This window comes from Myxococcota bacterium, assembly GCA_040387835.1.
In the GTDB taxonomy this organism is placed as follows: Bacteria; Myxococcota; UBA727; order UBA727; family JABDBI01; genus JAZKCZ01.
In genome coordinates this window covers 456,686-471,150 of sequence record JAZKCZ010000002.1, presented here as the reverse complement: position 1 = coordinate 471,150, position 14,465 = coordinate 456,686, and the positions used below count along the sequence as shown (strand labels likewise).

15 protein-coding genes and 2 tRNA genes are annotated in these 14,465 nt (G+C 47.7%); 8 read left to right on the top strand and 9 right to left on the bottom strand.

All coding sequences use genetic code 11. The features are described from left to right. Nucleotides 1–29 precede the first annotated feature (29 nt). Nucleotides 30–105, top strand: a tRNA-Thr gene (locus tag V4534_04995). Nucleotides 106–214: 109 nt separating this feature from the next. After that, a complete protein-coding gene (locus tag V4534_04990) occupies nt 215–1,192 on the top strand; it encodes a hypothetical protein (GenBank protein MES2504218.1) in 978 nt (325 codons plus the stop codon). A 361-nt stretch (nt 1,193–1,553) separates the two neighbouring features. On the opposite strand, the gene V4534_04985 is transcribed toward V4534_04990, so the two are convergent. Beyond that, nucleotides 1,554–1,880, bottom strand: a complete 327-nt coding sequence (locus V4534_04985; protein ID MES2504217.1) for a hypothetical protein — start codon at nt 1,878–1,880, stop codon at nt 1,554–1,556. A gap of 161 nt (nt 1,881–2,041) precedes the next feature. Between V4534_04985 and V4534_04980 the strand changes: the two genes are divergently transcribed. Then, entirely contained in the window at nt 2,042–2,815 is a 774-nt protein-coding gene (locus V4534_04980; protein MES2504216.1) for a S49 family peptidase, read from the top strand. 202 nt (nt 2,816–3,017) lie between these two features. Next, complete coding sequence (locus V4534_04975; GenBank protein MES2504215.1) at nt 3,018–5,015, top strand: hypothetical protein; 1,998 nt, start codon at nt 3,018–3,020, stop codon at nt 5,013–5,015. 18 nt (nt 5,016–5,033) lie between these two features. Here V4534_04975 and V4534_04970 read toward each other — a convergent pair whose 3' ends face one another. Genes V4534_04970 through V4534_04960 form a run of 3 tightly spaced genes read right to left on the bottom strand, consistent with a single transcriptional unit; the run spans nt 5,034 to nt 8,083 of the window. Further along, a complete protein-coding gene (locus V4534_04970) occupies nt 5,034–5,732 on the bottom strand; it encodes a pirin family protein (protein MES2504214.1) in 699 nt (232 codons plus the stop codon). A 13-nt stretch (nt 5,733–5,745) separates the two neighbouring features. Further along, entirely contained in the window at nt 5,746–6,666 is a 921-nt protein-coding gene (locus V4534_04965; protein ID MES2504213.1) for a phosphotransferase, read from the bottom strand. A 55-nt stretch (nt 6,667–6,721) separates the two neighbouring features. Then, nucleotides 6,722–8,083 (bottom strand): pentapeptide repeat-containing protein, encoded by a 1,362-nt coding sequence (locus V4534_04960; GenBank protein MES2504212.1) that lies wholly within the window; start codon nt 8,081–8,083, stop codon nt 6,722–6,724. Between the two features lie 83 nt (nt 8,084–8,166). Here V4534_04960 and V4534_04955 point away from each other — a divergent pair, with 83 nt between their 5' ends. Both V4534_04955 and V4534_04950 read left to right on the top strand, forming a co-directional pair. Further along, entirely contained in the window at nt 8,167–8,526 is a 360-nt protein-coding gene (locus V4534_04955; protein ID MES2504211.1) for a hypothetical protein, read from the top strand. Further along, a complete protein-coding gene (locus V4534_04950; GenBank protein MES2504210.1) occupies nt 8,519–9,553 on the top strand; it encodes an alpha/beta hydrolase in 1,035 nt (344 codons plus the stop codon). Before V4534_04955 ends, V4534_04950 begins: the two co-directional genes overlap by 8 nt. Here the strand turns inward: V4534_04950 and V4534_04945 are convergent. The 5 genes from V4534_04945 to V4534_04925 all read right to left on the bottom strand — a co-directional run bounded on the left by V4534_04945 (nt 9,550) and on the right by V4534_04925 (nt 13,339). After that, complete coding sequence (locus V4534_04945; protein ID MES2504209.1) at nt 9,550–10,524, bottom strand: bifunctional methionine sulfoxide reductase B/A protein; 975 nt, start codon at nt 10,522–10,524, stop codon at nt 9,550–9,552. The genes V4534_04950 and V4534_04945 overlap by 4 nt on opposite strands. Before the next feature lie 111 nt (nt 10,525–10,635). Beyond that, the gene (locus V4534_04940) at nt 10,636–11,511 is read right to left on the bottom strand and encodes a hypothetical protein (GenBank protein ID MES2504208.1); all 876 of its coding nucleotides are present in this window, start codon (nt 11,509–11,511) and stop codon (nt 10,636–10,638) included. 40 nt (nt 11,512–11,551) lie between these two features. Beyond that, a complete protein-coding gene (locus V4534_04935; GenBank protein MES2504207.1) occupies nt 11,552–11,947 on the bottom strand; it encodes a PspC domain-containing protein in 396 nt (131 codons plus the stop codon). A 67-nt stretch (nt 11,948–12,014) separates the two neighbouring features. Further along, nucleotides 12,015–12,521: a hypothetical protein gene (locus V4534_04930; protein ID MES2504206.1), complete on the bottom strand. Its 507-nt coding sequence runs from the start codon at nt 12,519–12,521 to the stop codon at nt 12,015–12,017. A 44-nt stretch (nt 12,522–12,565) separates the two neighbouring features. Then, on the bottom strand, nt 12,566–13,339 hold the full coding sequence (locus tag V4534_04925; protein ID MES2504205.1) for an SIMPL domain-containing protein: 774 nt from the start codon (nt 13,337–13,339) through the stop codon (nt 12,566–12,568). A 92-nt stretch (nt 13,340–13,431) separates the two neighbouring features. On the opposite strand from V4534_04925, the gene V4534_04920 reads away from it, so the two are divergent. Together V4534_04920 and V4534_04915 are read left to right on the top strand one after the other, a co-directional pair. Beyond that, nucleotides 13,432–13,521, top strand: a tRNA-Ser gene (locus V4534_04920). A gap of 190 nt (nt 13,522–13,711) precedes the next feature. After that, entirely contained in the window at nt 13,712–14,227 is a 516-nt protein-coding gene (locus tag V4534_04915) for a DUF6790 family protein (GenBank protein ID MES2504204.1), read from the top strand. The last annotated feature ends 238 nt before the right edge of the window (nt 14,228–14,465 follow it).

The following is a 14,465-nucleotide window of genomic DNA, read 5'->3' as shown; positions in this document are numbered from 1 at the left end:
GCCGGAGAAAATCATAGATTCCAAAACGCGCCGTCATAGCTCAGTTGGTAGAGCAACTGTTTCGTAAACAGTAGGTCGCCAGTTCGATTCTGGCTGTCGGCTCCAGTAAAATCAGGGACTTGCGGGAATCGCCTGCCATGAAGGGTATGAGTGGCAGCAGCTCTGGGCAAAACAAGAGGCGTCACAGGGGCCTTGCCTTTGGAGGAGACTTTGTATGGCCTACAAGCAGAAGTTATGTCATAATTTAATCATGTTAAAATCGATATTTGTTTGTTGTATGACGGTTTTATTTCTTTCATGCGGAAATAGAAACTCTGAGTTTACAGCAGGTTCGCCATTCATGCGGATCACGGATCAAAGCCAATTTCAGCTCGCCAGTAGGACCTACTATCTTGAGAAAGATTCATCCGCCAAGATCCAATTGCTTCCGATGGTACATATCGGGCACCACGAATTCTATGTCTTAGTCCAAAGAATACTGGATAAGTCCAACGCGATATTATTCGAAAACGTCCATAATGATGACAATTTTATTGTTGAAAAAATTGGGCCACAGTTCTTCACTATGCCTCAAGTACAGTGCCGTAAACTTTTAGATTTGATGGGTGGATTTGGTAACACTGCATTAGACTTGGGATTATCAATGCAATCAGATTACATTTCATATCCTTCAGGACGCTCTAAGAATATCGATGCCTCATATGCGCAGATATTCGCCAGAGATATTCAGCGCCAAGGTTCTCGTAAACTTATCGAACAGCATGGATGGCAGAATCTTGATCTTTGCGCGCAGGTGCTTGCTGTCAGCGTTCAAGAATCGATCGACAGAGGGATGACCAAAGCGGTGGATATTGACAGACTTCTAGCACAATCTAATGCCGAATTTAAACAATGGCTCGCAACCAAACGAACGACGCCAGGGCCCCCTTCTAAGCTTACCAAACAAAAATTTGCTGAAACACTCATGGCTTCTCATTTAGATCCTTCAGGTATGGATGAGCAAGACAGAGAAACATTTATGCGTTATCGCAATGAGGTGGCTCTTCAGCATGTTCAAGCGAACTATATTCAGCGGCCCGGAGTTACAACCATCATCTACGGGGCTAATCATATGCCAGAAATTGAAGCTGGAATCATTAAAATGGGTTACATACCTGAAAAAGAAGAATGGTTGACCGTGTTTCGATTCTGAAAATGATGTATTGCCGTGTGTGGCTAGCCAGGGTTTCATCGCTGTAGAGCTATTCGGAACTCCATTGTCGGTAGAAGGCTCATCCCAATTGGCGGATTTATGCAATGCCTAAGTCAGAAAGATGCTAGGGGTTTATATTACGGGGAATTTTTCTCGGTACGGAAGCAGAATCAAACAAGTATGGTATGGAATGAGAGACCATTACCCAGAAGTTTGGGAAGAATACATCGGCATTTTGCCTGAAAATGAACGCGGAGATATCATCACAGCTTTTGATGTTATTTGTAGACCTGTCTCTGCATATGGATTGCATACGCCTCACGCAAACCTGAAACCTTTTTCTTAGCTAAAAATGGCCAACCTAAACGGGTCGATTGCAATATCTTAAGTCAGAAGCGGATTCAGGCGTGCCGAACAAATACGACATGCTGCGATCTCCTTTGTCAAACGTAACCTTGATGCCTGCGGCAGAACGGCTGTTGCTGAACCCACAACTTCGGTATTCAAATGAACTGAGCTGGTGTCTCTCGATCTGAAGATTGTGAAAACCGGTTGTACTCTCATCGTCTACGATGCTTAAAAAGACTTGGTTGCTCAGGAGATTTTTGATCAAGTCGGAGGTTAAAGCGGGCATGGCCCAAGTGGCTGTTGAAGTAAATATGGCTAATGCAAGGGTAAGTGTTTTCATAAAGAAGATGCTATCGTCGTCCACGAGTCTTCGCATCGGTAATTAGACCGCTAATTTTGTGAGGTTCGATTCTGGCTGTCTGCTCCAGCCTTCGCTCTTTGAGCTTCGGGCGGCACGGCCAGTAATGGAAATGTTTGTTAATATGCGGTAGACTCCTGCTTGTGAAGTTCATAAAACTGCTATTTGGGTCCGCGTTGCTGTTGGCTTTCTTTGGATTTATGGTTTTGGCCATCAGAGAGTATAAAGTTGAACAATGCAATATCGCGGTAATACCTATCTTGGGTGAAATTGTTTCGTACGCTCAAGGTGAAATGAAGAGCACAACGCCAGATGAAGTCCTAGCCCAGCTTCGTCAGGCAGAAAAAAATCCGGACATCTTAGGTGTATTAGCATCTATCGATTCGTCGGGCGGCCAACCGGCTGCTGGAGAAGCTATCACCAACGGATTCAAACATGCCTCTAAACCGGTGGTGGCGCAAATAGGAGACATGGGACTCTCTGCTGCTTATATGATTGCAACGGGTGCAAAAACGATTATTGCATCACGATTTTCGGACGTTGGAGCCATTGGAATCACAATGTCTTATTTAGAAAAAAGTGAAAAAAATACCAAAGATGGACTGAAATATGTTTCTTTAAGCTCTGCCGAATTTAAAGACCATGGAACAGAACATAAGCCACTCGCTCCTAGAGAAAGGGTGTTCATAGAACGAAATTTGAAAGATTGGCATGACCATTTCACGGAATTAGTTTCCGAGAACAGACGTTTGCCCCTCGAACAGGTCAAAAAACTTGCCAACGGTTCGTCTTTATCTGGATCGCTCGCAATGGAAAATAAGCTCATTGATCAACTGGGTGATAAAGAAACAGCAAGAGTCTGGTTTGCAAAAACGTTGAAAATTGCGCCCCGTGATGTGGTCTTTTGTAAGGAGTAGCGCTGCAACAGTTCGATATTCTAACTGGAATATTGGAACTGCCAATCGAGAAGGTAAAAAAGAAAACGTGTACAAACTGGACATGGTTAAGCTTCATGGTTAGACTGTTATTTATTGTTGCGTGTAATGGTCAATGTGGGTCATTTTAGCGATATGTTTATTGGATCGTTAACGCTGATCAAAATTTATGATATAATGTACTATGAAGGGAATTTTTACCGGCGATCGGCTAGAAGTTTATACCCCTGACAGCGATGAAAGGTATAGCCCTTCTCATGCATCGGCCACTGGTGAAAACGACAGCTTTGATTCTGCTCCGCTCGAAATCACAGCTCAGTACAAAAAAAGCGTTGAGGCTTATTATGAATTTTTAGACAGTTCATTGAAAACGCTGGAATTGCCGGTCGCGCATCCAGTGGGACATGACTTGTCGACTTTAAGTTGGGAAAGAAGGCATTTGCGCCTACCTCCCGCGAGCGATGATGAAAACTCCATGCTGCAAAGAACCTATGGGAAAAGACTTGCGGCTCATATAACGAGAAGTCAACATCTCACCACTCTGAATAAACTGAATGAATTCTCGGCAACCTTATATGCCCATATTGTTGACTGCGAAGATTTGATACGGACACCCCGCGGTCGTTCGCTGTCGGCGCATCTCAGTGCCTGTAAAAGCGAGTTGGTTCACATTGATATATTGAGGGACGTGGCCAAGAAGATCGTTCAAAAAGATGTGGAACTTACGCGAAAGTTAGAGCAGCAAAGACCTGAAAATTTACGTCTTTATCAAGAAAAGGCTACCGAAATCAGGCGGTTGATAGAACAAAATGCCGCTCGAGAACAAGTGGCTAGTAAAATGAGCGAGCTTCAAGCCTTTGAGGAAAATCTTCAGAAAACATATCAAGGTGCCGACCCTTATCCTCAGGTAGGGCTTGTGCAATCCACATTAAACTGGGCCCAGAGTTGGCTTACCTCCGTTGATGCAAAGCCAACTTTAGCAAGACTAGTGTTGGAGTACTCTTTGGCGCAACAAGGTATTTCCAGCACGTCCCAAGCGTATCAAAGGGCATTTTCTGAAACTTGGGCTGCTTTAGGGGACCCGCAAAAGCTTGCCGAAAATGCTAGGCAGTTTTTGCAGGATTTGCCCAGTTTTGTGACAAGGCACCCAGTCCTTGCCGCATCCATGGCAGCTCAGCTTGCCCACGTGGCAAATTTGCTTTCCGAAAACGCTAATGCGGGAGCAATGTTGCAAAATCTTATCTTCCAGCAAAGGGTCCGATATTTAACCATCGATATTTTGGCAGGCGATGACGGTAAGACATCATACGCTGCTGAACTGGACAATCCACTAACGGTCGGCCAAATCGTCATGCTTGATGCGCTCTCGAAAATGCCGCTCCTAATTGCCGCCTATGAAGGCTCTGGGGGCCGGACCCTTGGCGGTTCCGCTGGCTACAGTATTGCCGGCCCTATTGGCGGTGCTCTAGGTGGGTTAGCCCATGCTAAGGCTCAAGAAGTGCTGGCTGAAAGTCTAGATCGCGAAACAGCACGCGCGGCAAGTCTTGCCGTCAGTTTCATCAGAACCTCAACCTTAATAGATGAATGGAATCAGGCCCAAACACTCTACGAAGCGCTGAACATTCCTTACGTCGCAGCTTTTTCGATCGCGGCAAATTATGCATCGTTAGGCAAAAGCGAGAAATTGGCTAAAAAAGTTGGACGCTTGAGACGCGGTGACTTGGCACCACTTAAAAAATCGCCCTTCTCAAAAGGCCTAGAGGCAGCAGTTGCCGAGGCAGATGCCAGCGGTATGTCAAAGCCTGTCCTCATTGCCTATAACGCCATCAATTTGATTCGAAAGCTGAAGTCACTTGCCCCAGCAGAGTTAGCGTTGCTTCCTAACGAAATTCCTTGCGAATTTTTATATCAGTCCATTGATTGGGCAAAGAAGGGAGATACTGCTATCAGTACTCTACTAACGATGCTCAGGCCTTTCTTAAGCGCTCCAACTAATGTAAAACTTGAAGCATTTAAAGATAATGCGCTTGCCCATTCGATAAAGATGCCTCGTGAATTCGTATTGGGCCTGATAGGAATTCCTGAAGCTCAAGCGTATCTCGCGCTCAATCGCCATTTAGTCGCAAATGTAAGAACAAATTTAGATCGAATAGCCATTAGAGCCATAGCAAACGGTAATTAAGAGGCCATGTGCCAAGTGTCAGACCAAGTCAAATAGTAGTACTTCTGACGCCTTATCGGCGATTAGTTCGATTTGAGGCTCGCCGCTAATAGCGGCCCCGTCACCTGCTTCTAAAATTTGCTCATTTAACTTAACGCCGCCCCGCGCGACTTGTATCCAGCCATGGCGGCCAAGTGCAAAGAGATGCTCCACTTTTTGACTGCTTTCCAAGAGGGTCACGTAAAGTTTCACATCTTGATGAATCGTTACTGAACCATCTTCACCCGTGGGTGAAGCGACCAGCTTTAAACGGTTCTTTTTTTCATCGGTCGAAAAGCGCTTCTCTTCGTAGCCAGGTTTTATGCCCTTTTGTTGCGGCGTGATCCAAATCTGTAGCAGATGAACCATTTGCGTTTGTGAATGATTAAACTCGCTATGGATAACGCCAGTGCCGGCGCTCATGCGTTGAATATCGCCAGGGCGAATCACGGAGCCAGTGCCCATGCTGTCTTTATGCTCCAGCTCGCCCTCCAGAATGTAGGTAATAATCTCCATGTTCTCATGAGGGTGTTTTCCAAAACCTTGCCCCGGTTGGATGCGATCTTCATTGATGACCAGCAAATCGCGGAAGCCCACAAATTTGGGATCATGGTAGTTGGCGAAGGAGAATGTGTAGTAAGTATCGAGCCACCCATGTTTGGCATGACCTCGGTCGTTTGATTTTCGAAGTTGGATCATTGGGGCAAGCGTATCACTTAATCATTCCCAAAGACCAATGCGCCTCATTGAAAAGCGCTTCCTCTTTGATGTCATGGCTAAATACTAAAAGCGTTGCCAGGCTGAATAAAGCTCTCAACTGCGCTAATCTTAAGGTCAGTCGATCTACTGTTCCATAATACTCAAAAAATATCTCGCGGCCCGCTGGAGGTAGAAATGCGAATGCCAACGATAAATCCACCGCGCGGTTGCCAATATGCACATCGCCCCAGTCGATGATACCGCAGGGAGTTCGATTTGTTGCGATGAGTATATGCCTGGCGTATAAATCTCCATGGCAGAGCACATTTTGGTTCGGGGAAAGTTCAAGCTCCTGGAGGTCTTTGAGTTCTTCCAGCTGCCGAAAGAGCGGCTTCATATTGGCGAATATTTGCAGCGTGTTGATTTTATTAAGCTGCGCAAGCGTTCTTCCCCAACGTAATTTGGGGTCCGCGCGGCCTAAAGTATCCGCCGGGGCTTCTTTGGGTGGTGTTATGCTGTGCAATGCTTTTAGAAACTCAGCCAAAGGCTTCGCGGCAGCCACGCGCTCATTCGCGCTCAAGGCCGCCTCACATGCGGTCTGCCCGGGCAGGAGGGTGTACCCGCTAAAGGGCCACGGAAAATGAGTAGACGCCTGACCAATATAAATAGGCAGTGGCACGGGCAGGGGCAATCGATGGGCGATCTGCGTTAAGACCCGTGATTCATGCGTCATTAAATCGACGGCAATCTGTCTTCTTGGAAATCGGAAGACTAAGTTTTGATTGACCAAATAAGCCGTGTTGTCCCAGCCGGCACCCATGGGTAGGATGGTGTCTACCGTTAGTTTGGGAAATTGTTGACTAATTAACAACGTTGCCAGCTCTGCAGTAACGATATTTTCAGCTTGCCAAGGTTTGTTTGTCTGCTCCTCCATAGTTTCTCTATATATCTGAAATTTGTAGAATCAACTATTACTGAGTAAACAAAGGTCACTCCGGCTGGTCGGGGCACATGCCGGCACGGGGGGCTTTCACGGTGCCGTCTGGCATGAGGGTGTTGCAAAAAATGGCCTCCTTTAGAAGTGCTCCCGTTAAGGTGGAGCCGGTTAAATCCGCGTTGCTGAGGTTGATGCCTGTCATGTCGGCGTTGGTGAAATTGGCGCCGTTAACATCTGTACTAGCGAGATTCACGTAGCGGAGTTTTGCCCCGGTAAAATCGGACCCGTTCAACGTGGCAAAGGCGAGGTCCGCTTTCTCAAAATTACTGTTTCGAAAATTGCCAAAAGTAAGGGCGACCAAATGCATTTGCGCGCCTCGAAAACTCGCCTTTTCAAAATCGCCTAAAGTGGCAGACAGCCCGGAAAGCTTGGCGCCATTGAGTTTAATCTTTTGGGCATGTGCGCCGTTTAGATTCATTTGCTGGCAAAAGCTCTTATTTAAGTTGGCGCCTGTTAGGTTTGCAAATGCGAGCGAGGAGCCGGATAAATTGGCGCTGGAAAGATTAGCGCCTCTAAGATTGGCAAAAGGCTTTAGGTGGTAACCTTTTACAATGCTGTCGTAATTAGCGGCGTTTCCTACCGAAACCAAAATGTAAAATGGGTTGTCGGGCGTTACATAGACCGGCGCACCGCTGCCTGCATCACTTGGTAACACTTTTTTCGAAGCCATGTTCTTCATCGTGCCATCGGGCATGATGGTATTTTCGAACACGGTTGTGCTATCGACCTCAGCAAAGGCAAAGTTTTTTGCTCCGCTGAGGTCTGCGCCGGTGAAGTTTGCGCCTTTGAGATTGGCCTTGTAAAAATCCGCGCCGTTGGCGGCAACCCCGCTCATACTGGCGCCCGTTAGATCCGCATGCCTGAAGGACGACCCTGCAACGTTCGCGTAACCCATCTGTACCTTTTTTAGGCTGGCATGGGTGAAAGTGGCGTTTTCAGCCGGGGCCGAAAACACTTGGGCGTTGTCAAAAATCGCCCCGGTTAGATCGGCGCCGCTCATGGCCGTGCCTGAGAGTTTTGCGCCAGCGAAGTTGGCGCCGCTCGCATGAGCGAACGCGATATCGCCAAGTTGCATGTTAACGCCGGAGAAATCTGCTTTGGTGAGATTCGAATAGGCTAAAAATGCACCTTGCAAGTTCATTTTGGCAAGTTTGGCGTTGCTTAAGTTTGCGTGGCTATTGATAACGTAACCGCTGACCTGAGTGCCAGCAGGTACCTGTGCGTTGGTAACAGCAGCGCTGATATAATAGTAAGGGTTGCTTGGCTTGATAACGACGTATGGGGGCGATGCAAAAAGGTTTGCAGGTATTAAAATTGAAATGGCTGCGATAACCGCTATTTGCAAGTGAATCATAATGTTAAGAATATGTTGAGCAAGCCAACGTATTCAAGCTGACGGGTGCGCCAAAATGCATTTTAATCTGGTATCTCATCTTGATGCTCCCGAACCAATTAAAATGCCTCTATTCATTCAAAAATACCAACAACCGTTTGTTTGAAATGCAGCGGCTGGATTTGCCTGATACGAGGCCTCCTAGTGAGCGATTTCAATGGTTCAGGTATCAAGAACAGCCTAAGGACACTTTTGAACCGCTCCATTTCGAAGGGATGGGAGAGACTGCAAATCACGTCCAATGGCGGCAGTTTAAGGAAGGCAGGCTCGAGTTTGATAAACAAGGTGCCAATTTTATCCCGACTCAAGGCACCGGGTTTGCGATGGAAATCGCTTCTGAGCCTCTGACAGATAAATTGCTCGCCCGTGTGACGCAGTTTTTTACCCGAGTTGCCAATGCCTAGTATTAGTTCAACACACTTTGTCTCTAAAGCCATTCATGTTGATAAAATGTCGATAACGCCCAGACAAGAGCCGCTTGATCAAACGATACCAGCCCAGGTGGCGCCTGATAAACCAGTTTGTCGCAGTGTTTGGCGGCATATGATTGGCGTGGGCATGGAAGCGCACTATCAGTGGTCCGGGTTCTGCTTAAGTCGACGCGGTTTTGTGTCCCGATTGCTGCCTACGCAGTTTGGGTCGTTGCGGGCCTTTGACGGGGTTAACTCTAAGGCGCCGATCGATGCGACGGTAGTTGTTTTACACGGCTTTGGCGCCAGTTCCCTCGATTATGCGGACTTAATGATGTCGGTTTCTAAGCAAGTAAAGCGCGTGATTGGTATCGATTTGCCAGGGCACGGCGGTAGTGTGACCGTGGCCAATGCGACCGTGTCTCAAATGGGTGCAGCGCTTTGCGAGGCGGTGTCTGGTTTGGATGTCAAATCGCCTTTGGTGGTTTTCGGCAATTCAATGGGCGGCCTGGCGGCTAGCTTGTTGGCTTTGTATCCGGGTAATCAAGTGGATGCGCTGGTGCTGAGCTCCCCCGCCGGCGCTCCCATGACCGAAGAAGCGTTCAGTGAATTGAAATCGATTTTTTCTCTGCGAGATTGCGGTCAGGCAGATTCATTTGTTCAGCGCATTTTTGCTAATCCGCCGCGAGGCTTCATGCGGCATGTCTATCAAGGCGCGGTGCGCAATCAGTTTGAACAACCTGCTTTGCATCACTTGCTGGCTACCGTCAGCAGCAAAGATTTATTAACCGCTCAGAGCCTGAGCGCACTTCACGCCAAAACCACAGTGTATTGGGGCGAACAAGATAAAGTTCTACCAAAAGAACAGGAGGACTTTTGGAAGTTATGTAGGAACCAAGCGATTCGAGTTGTAGATGTCCCGGGCGCAGGGCACATGCCCTTTTTCGAGGATTTAAAATTGGTTTCTGGCTGGATTGTGGATGCGTGCAGAGAGGCGTCTAAAGGGGCCAAGGTTAACTAGGGCCTCAGATAGTGGCAGGTATAACCGCCGGGGTTCTTCTTTAAGTATTCTTGGTGATACTTCTCCGCGGCCTCAAAGTCGCCGGCACTTTTAATTTCCGTCACAGCCCCCGGAATCTGTTTTTTAACCTGCGCGGCGATTTTCTGCTGCTCGGGCGACAGATAGAAAATGGCCGACCGATATTGGGTACCGACATCATTGCCTTGCCGATTCAGAGTGCTGGAGTCATGCATCTTAAAAAACCACTTTTTGAGCAAATCTTCATAAGAAAGCTTTTGAGGGTCAAATACAATGCGAATAGCCTCCGCATGCCCGGTCTTACCGGTTTTTACCTGCTCATAAGTTGGATTTTTGGTCGTCCCGCCGGTATAGCCCACTTCCGTTTGCACCACGCCAGGCACCTTGCGCAAGATTTCTTCCATGCCCCAAAAGCAGCCACCCGCTAAGATAGCTGTTTCATAGCTCGTGCTGCAGCCAGTCGTGCATTGGTTTTGAGCAATGGGTGTAATCTTCACTTTCGGCTGATCAAATAGCGCTTTATATTGCCCGTAGCCTTCGCTCTCCAGCTTGGCCACCGGAACGAATTTTAAAGCTGCGGAATTAATGCAGTACCGAACGCCCTGGGGCAGAGGCCCGTCATTAAATATGTGCCCCAGATGCGCGTCGCCGATTTGGGACCGAACCTCTGTGCGGGTTAGCCCAAGCGTGCTGTCCGTCTTTTGTTTGACATGATTTGACTCAACGGGTCTGGTAAAACTAGGCCAGCCGGTGCCGGAATCAAATTTGTCTCTTGAGCTAAATAGGGGCTCTCCTGTGGTAATATCCACAAACAGGCCTTCATCATGGTTATCCCAATAAGCATTTTGAAAGGGCGGTTCGGTCGCATTCTTTTGGGTCACTTGATATTGCAGGGGTGTTAGTTTTTTCTGCAAATCTACTTCGCTGGGTTTTGAATATTTTGTCGCGCTCATCGAGCCCAAGCTTAACATAAAGAGAGCCGCTAAAAAGATTCTAAATAAACTCATCTACAATAGGTAAAACATTTAACCAATAGATCGCAAGCCGACTTGGTTGACTCTACGCTATTGTTGGAAGCACCTTGGCGTAATGAGCCTGGGGCTTAAATGGCCATAGTGGGCAATCATTTCTTCGCATCGATGGGGTTTGCCAGGGCAGGTGAGGCCTCTTTGGGTGATGCGTTCCTCAACGCTTGAGGTCATTCGTTCGGTGGAGAAGCGGCTGCAGTTGAGCGACTCGTCCCAGGCTGGATTTACATAATCCGCCCAGTCGAACTCAGTGATTTGGGTCCAAATGTTGTCTTCACATTGGAAGTAGGGCGATACGCCTTTTTTAAGGTCGGTGTTTAAGACGCGTTGCCAAAAATGCATCCCTTCTAGATCGGCTACCAAATCGCCATAAGAGTAAACGCCGGAAGTTTGCAGGCCGTAGTACGTGCGTTCGGTGTATTCGCCGTAGCTCATGGCAGCGTCAATGCCACCGGCATAGGTGTAGGATTTCAGGTAGTATTGATGTCCGATATGTAAAAAGTGACCGATTTTATCAGAGCCGATAATGTTGTCGCCGACGCGCATGGTGAAGCCTAGTTGGCCAACGTGTAGGCACATGCCGTCCCAAAAATGTACGCCGCCGTAGATGGAGTCAGCGACTGCGGAGCGCCTTCGATCGATGTGGTCGGCGGTTTCCAAGTCTTTTTCTAAAGTAGACCAAAGCATTCGGCCAATGGAGCCACCGAATTCAGCAATTAGGCTGTGTTCGATAACCGATGGGTTACAAGATCCAGCCAGGTTTGCGTTTTGAACGGCTTGTCTCATGTGATCGGCCATCAGCGCATTAAGGCCCTCGCGGCCGTCTTCCAGAGGTGGATGAACATCGGTAAAGTTATCCACTTCTGTGCTGAAACACAGGCCACTGGCGATTAGCATCAATAGAATTTTCATTTCTATTGTTAGCTTCGCCCCAGGGATTTTGGTCGATGGATTATTTTTGCGGGATGATCAACCACGCCACCAGATAGGCAGTGGCTAAGGGGACAATGCCGGTTAGCACAGCAATGATGGCGGTCCAAAGTCTGACCGCGGTGGTGCTCCAGTTCATGAACTCAGCCAGGCCGTCGCACACGCCGGCGATCTTTTTGTTGCGACTGGATCGATAGATGCGATGGCTATCAAAATGAATGGTGCTGGATTCTTCTTCGGGAATTACGGCCCAAAAAACCAAGTATAAAATAGCAAAGGGGAAGATTGCTGTAGCAAGTGCTAAAAATATAACAGCGAGGCGAATAAGATTTGGATCAAGACGCCAGTAGTTGCCGAATCCGGCGCAGACACCGGCCAAAGTATTTTGATGTTTGCAACGATATAATTTTCTATCCATTAAATCATCATAGCAGAAATGAAAATGCGCACCAATCAGTAATCGTGCGCATTTTTGTCTTCAGGCGTTATTGAGCAGCAGTTGCTTGAACTTGAGCGCCACAGCAACCCATGGAGCCTTTAACGATGGCGCCGAGTAGAGCGATAGATCCTGCGCCTAGAGCCACACCGGCTGTGATGGCAACTGGCCATGTCCATTTAGGTTCTTTTTTATGGTCGCGGTTTTCGATGCAAAATTGGAATTCACCTGGACCTTGGGCGTTGCAAGTAAAAGGAATGTTGATTTGCACTTCTTGACGGCGTTCTGGGAACGAAAACGTATTGTTGCAAAAAAGTTTGGCGGAGCAGCAGTCTTGATCATGTTCGTGATAATGCTCAGCAGCAACCAGGCCAGCGATCCCATAGGCGACGGCGATGCCGCTGATAATGCCACCGATGATCATGCAGGCGTTGCAACCATGGCTTTCAGCGGTGGCTGTGGGAACCGGTACGGCTGTGGGTTCAGTTGAGCCGCCGGCTTGTGCTTGAAGTGCTGAAATTGCGAATAGTAAGGCAATCAGTTTTGTGTGTTTCATGAATTCTGCAGCCATTGAAACACACGACTTAATCCCGCCATAATTTAGAGGCAGTGGCCGCCGTCGAATTCGATTTTAACATTCACGTTGGTGTCAACCGTTTGTGTTTCAAACATAACGGGTGCAGTCGATGCACTACTGCTTGGCTTTGCTCGGACGTTCGAGTAGGTAGGCGCGCGTGAAGCGATGTTGTCGTTGATTTCGGCAATGCGGTAGTTGGTGATCTCGCACTGTTTAGGCTTGGTGGCTTCAAATAGCTTAATGGCATTTTCTACTGCTAGACGCCGGGCTTTCATTTCCATTTGTTTTTTGTGCTCAGGAAATAGCTCTGGGGTTGGAGCACCGATGGTTGCGAAAGTGATGGGCGCGGACTCGGTGTTGCCCTTCGGAGGTTGGAAGTCGGCGAACACCTTTTCTTGCATACGAGCAAATTTGGCTTCGAAGCCCTTAAGGTTTCGGACATTCATGATGATCGTGGTCATTTTTTGAAATGTGCCATGGCACGTTTGAGCAGAACGGCCAGCGCTGTCGGTGACAAAACGAACAAAAGATTGTGTAAATCCGCCATTGCTTGAGAGCGAGTCAGCTGGATCTTGGATGGCTGTTAGGAAATCAAAGATCTTTCTGCTCATTTTGTCAGTGGCGTTGCTTGCTGCCAAAGCCGATGGATAACATTCAGATGTCACGGAAATTTCAACCGTAGCACAGTCGGGCGGCGCTTGAACCGACCCGTTTCCGACAACCAAAGCCTGCCCGGCAAATGCCGCGGGGGCAAGGCAGAGCAATAAAGCAGCTGATGCGAATTTTGTTCTTTTCATGAGCCAGCAACGAGCCCAGGCCACTTTTTTATTCCGTCTGGCAACCTCTTGCCAATTGCCAACAAACGCGGCAAGCAACATTCAAATCCCGTGGAGGGGTGGCCGAGCGGTTTAAGGCACTGGACTTGAAATCCAGCGTAGGGGCAACTCTACCGTGAGTTCGAATCTCACCTCCTCCGCCACCCTGCGTTAAGGCTGAAGAACTATGTCTCGATGGATTATTAACAGACGGTACTTCGGCTAGAAAGATATTTCAAAGTGGCTTTTGTCCTTCATGTATGGTGAGCGGTATGTTTGAACCTCAAGAAGTCAGTGCCACCGTGAACGTTAAAATCGAATTTGAAGGCGGATATTGCACCGAACTTTAAGTCAATGGTAAAATTAGATATGGTTACGGAAATCATCTCTTTTATTCTGAGCAACATTCCACTTGTCTGCTTAATGTTAGCCCTTATTATATCCGCCTTTCAAATCGGTTTTCAACATCGATCGAAAGCGGTTTTATTAGCCTGGTTGCTGCTGCTACCTGTTGGCGTAGCCGGTTTGTGGGCTTTTATATTTCATGCTTTCTTTCCAAGCATAACCGACAATATGATTGGCTGGGCCTACAGCCCTTTTGAGTTTGAAGTAGCGATGGCTAACTTGGGTATGAGCGCTTTAGGCGTTTTAGGTTTCCGGTCCAGTTTAGGATTCCAAAAAGCTGGTGTGCTCTTTACCGCCATTTTTCTATGGGGCGCAGCGGTGGGTCATATCTATCAAATGGTTTCCCATCATAACTTCGATCCAGGAAACGCTGGCGCCATTTTTTGGACGGATATCCTGATCCCCATCGTGTTAATCGTCGCTCTGAATCTGAAAGAAACCCAGGATGGAATAAAAGACGTTTAGTATAAGGTGAACGGTTCATGAAACACAAACTGATTGCAGCCTAATGACCAGTCTTTAATCAAATCAAGGGATAACTATGGACAGATGGTAATTCCGACGTTTCTGATTCGTGTGGTACGTCTACTTCCTCGAGCTTTCCAGTAATGATATCTACGTAGGCTACACCCGCGACCAAACTCAGGGAATTCTACGGGCATAATTCGGCCAGTGATGGTGGTTTCTTTTTCTTATGCATCTG

Excerpts from the sequence above, each read along its gene's own strand:
- V4534_04955 (MES2504211.1), top strand. The coding sequence starts at position 8,167 with ATGCTCCCGAACCAATTAAAATGCCTCTATTCATTCAAAAATACCAAC.
- V4534_04960 (MES2504212.1), bottom strand. The coding sequence starts at position 8,083 with ATGATTCACTTGCAAATAGCGGTTATCGCAGCCATTTCAATTTTAATA.
- V4534_04930 (MES2504206.1), bottom strand. The coding sequence starts at position 12,521 with ATGAAACACACAAAACTGATTGCCTTACTATTCGCAATTTCAGCACTT.
- V4534_04945 (MES2504209.1), bottom strand. The coding sequence starts at position 10,524 with ATGAGCGCGACAAAATATTCAAAACCCAGCGAAGTAGATTTGCAGAAA.
- V4534_04950 (MES2504210.1), top strand. The coding sequence starts at position 8,519 with ATGCCTAGTATTAGTTCAACACACTTTGTCTCTAAAGCCATTCATGTT.
- V4534_04975 (MES2504215.1), top strand. The coding sequence starts at position 3,018 with ATGAAGGGAATTTTTACCGGCGATCGGCTAGAAGTTTATACCCCTGAC.
- V4534_04915 (MES2504204.1), top strand. The coding sequence starts at position 13,712 with ATGGTAAAATTAGATATGGTTACGGAAATCATCTCTTTTATTCTGAGC.
- V4534_04940 (MES2504208.1), bottom strand. The coding sequence starts at position 11,511 with ATGAAAATTCTATTGATGCTAATCGCCAGTGGCCTGTGTTTCAGCACA.
- V4534_04970 (MES2504214.1), bottom strand. The coding sequence starts at position 5,732 with ATGATCCAACTTCGAAAATCAAACGACCGAGGTCATGCCAAACATGGG.
- V4534_04990 (MES2504218.1), top strand. The coding sequence starts at position 215 with ATGGCCTACAAGCAGAAGTTATGTCATAATTTAATCATGTTAAAATCG.
- V4534_04965 (MES2504213.1), bottom strand. The coding sequence starts at position 6,666 with ATGGAGGAGCAGACAAACAAACCTTGGCAAGCTGAAAATATCGTTACT.
- V4534_04935 (MES2504207.1), bottom strand. The coding sequence starts at position 11,947 with ATGGATAGAAAATTATATCGTTGCAAACATCAAAATACTTTGGCCGGT.
- V4534_04925 (MES2504205.1), bottom strand. The coding sequence starts at position 13,339 with ATGAAAAGAACAAAATTCGCATCAGCTGCTTTATTGCTCTGCCTTGCC.
- V4534_04985 (MES2504217.1), bottom strand. The coding sequence starts at position 1,880 with ATGAAAACACTTACCCTTGCATTAGCCATATTTACTTCAACAGCCACT.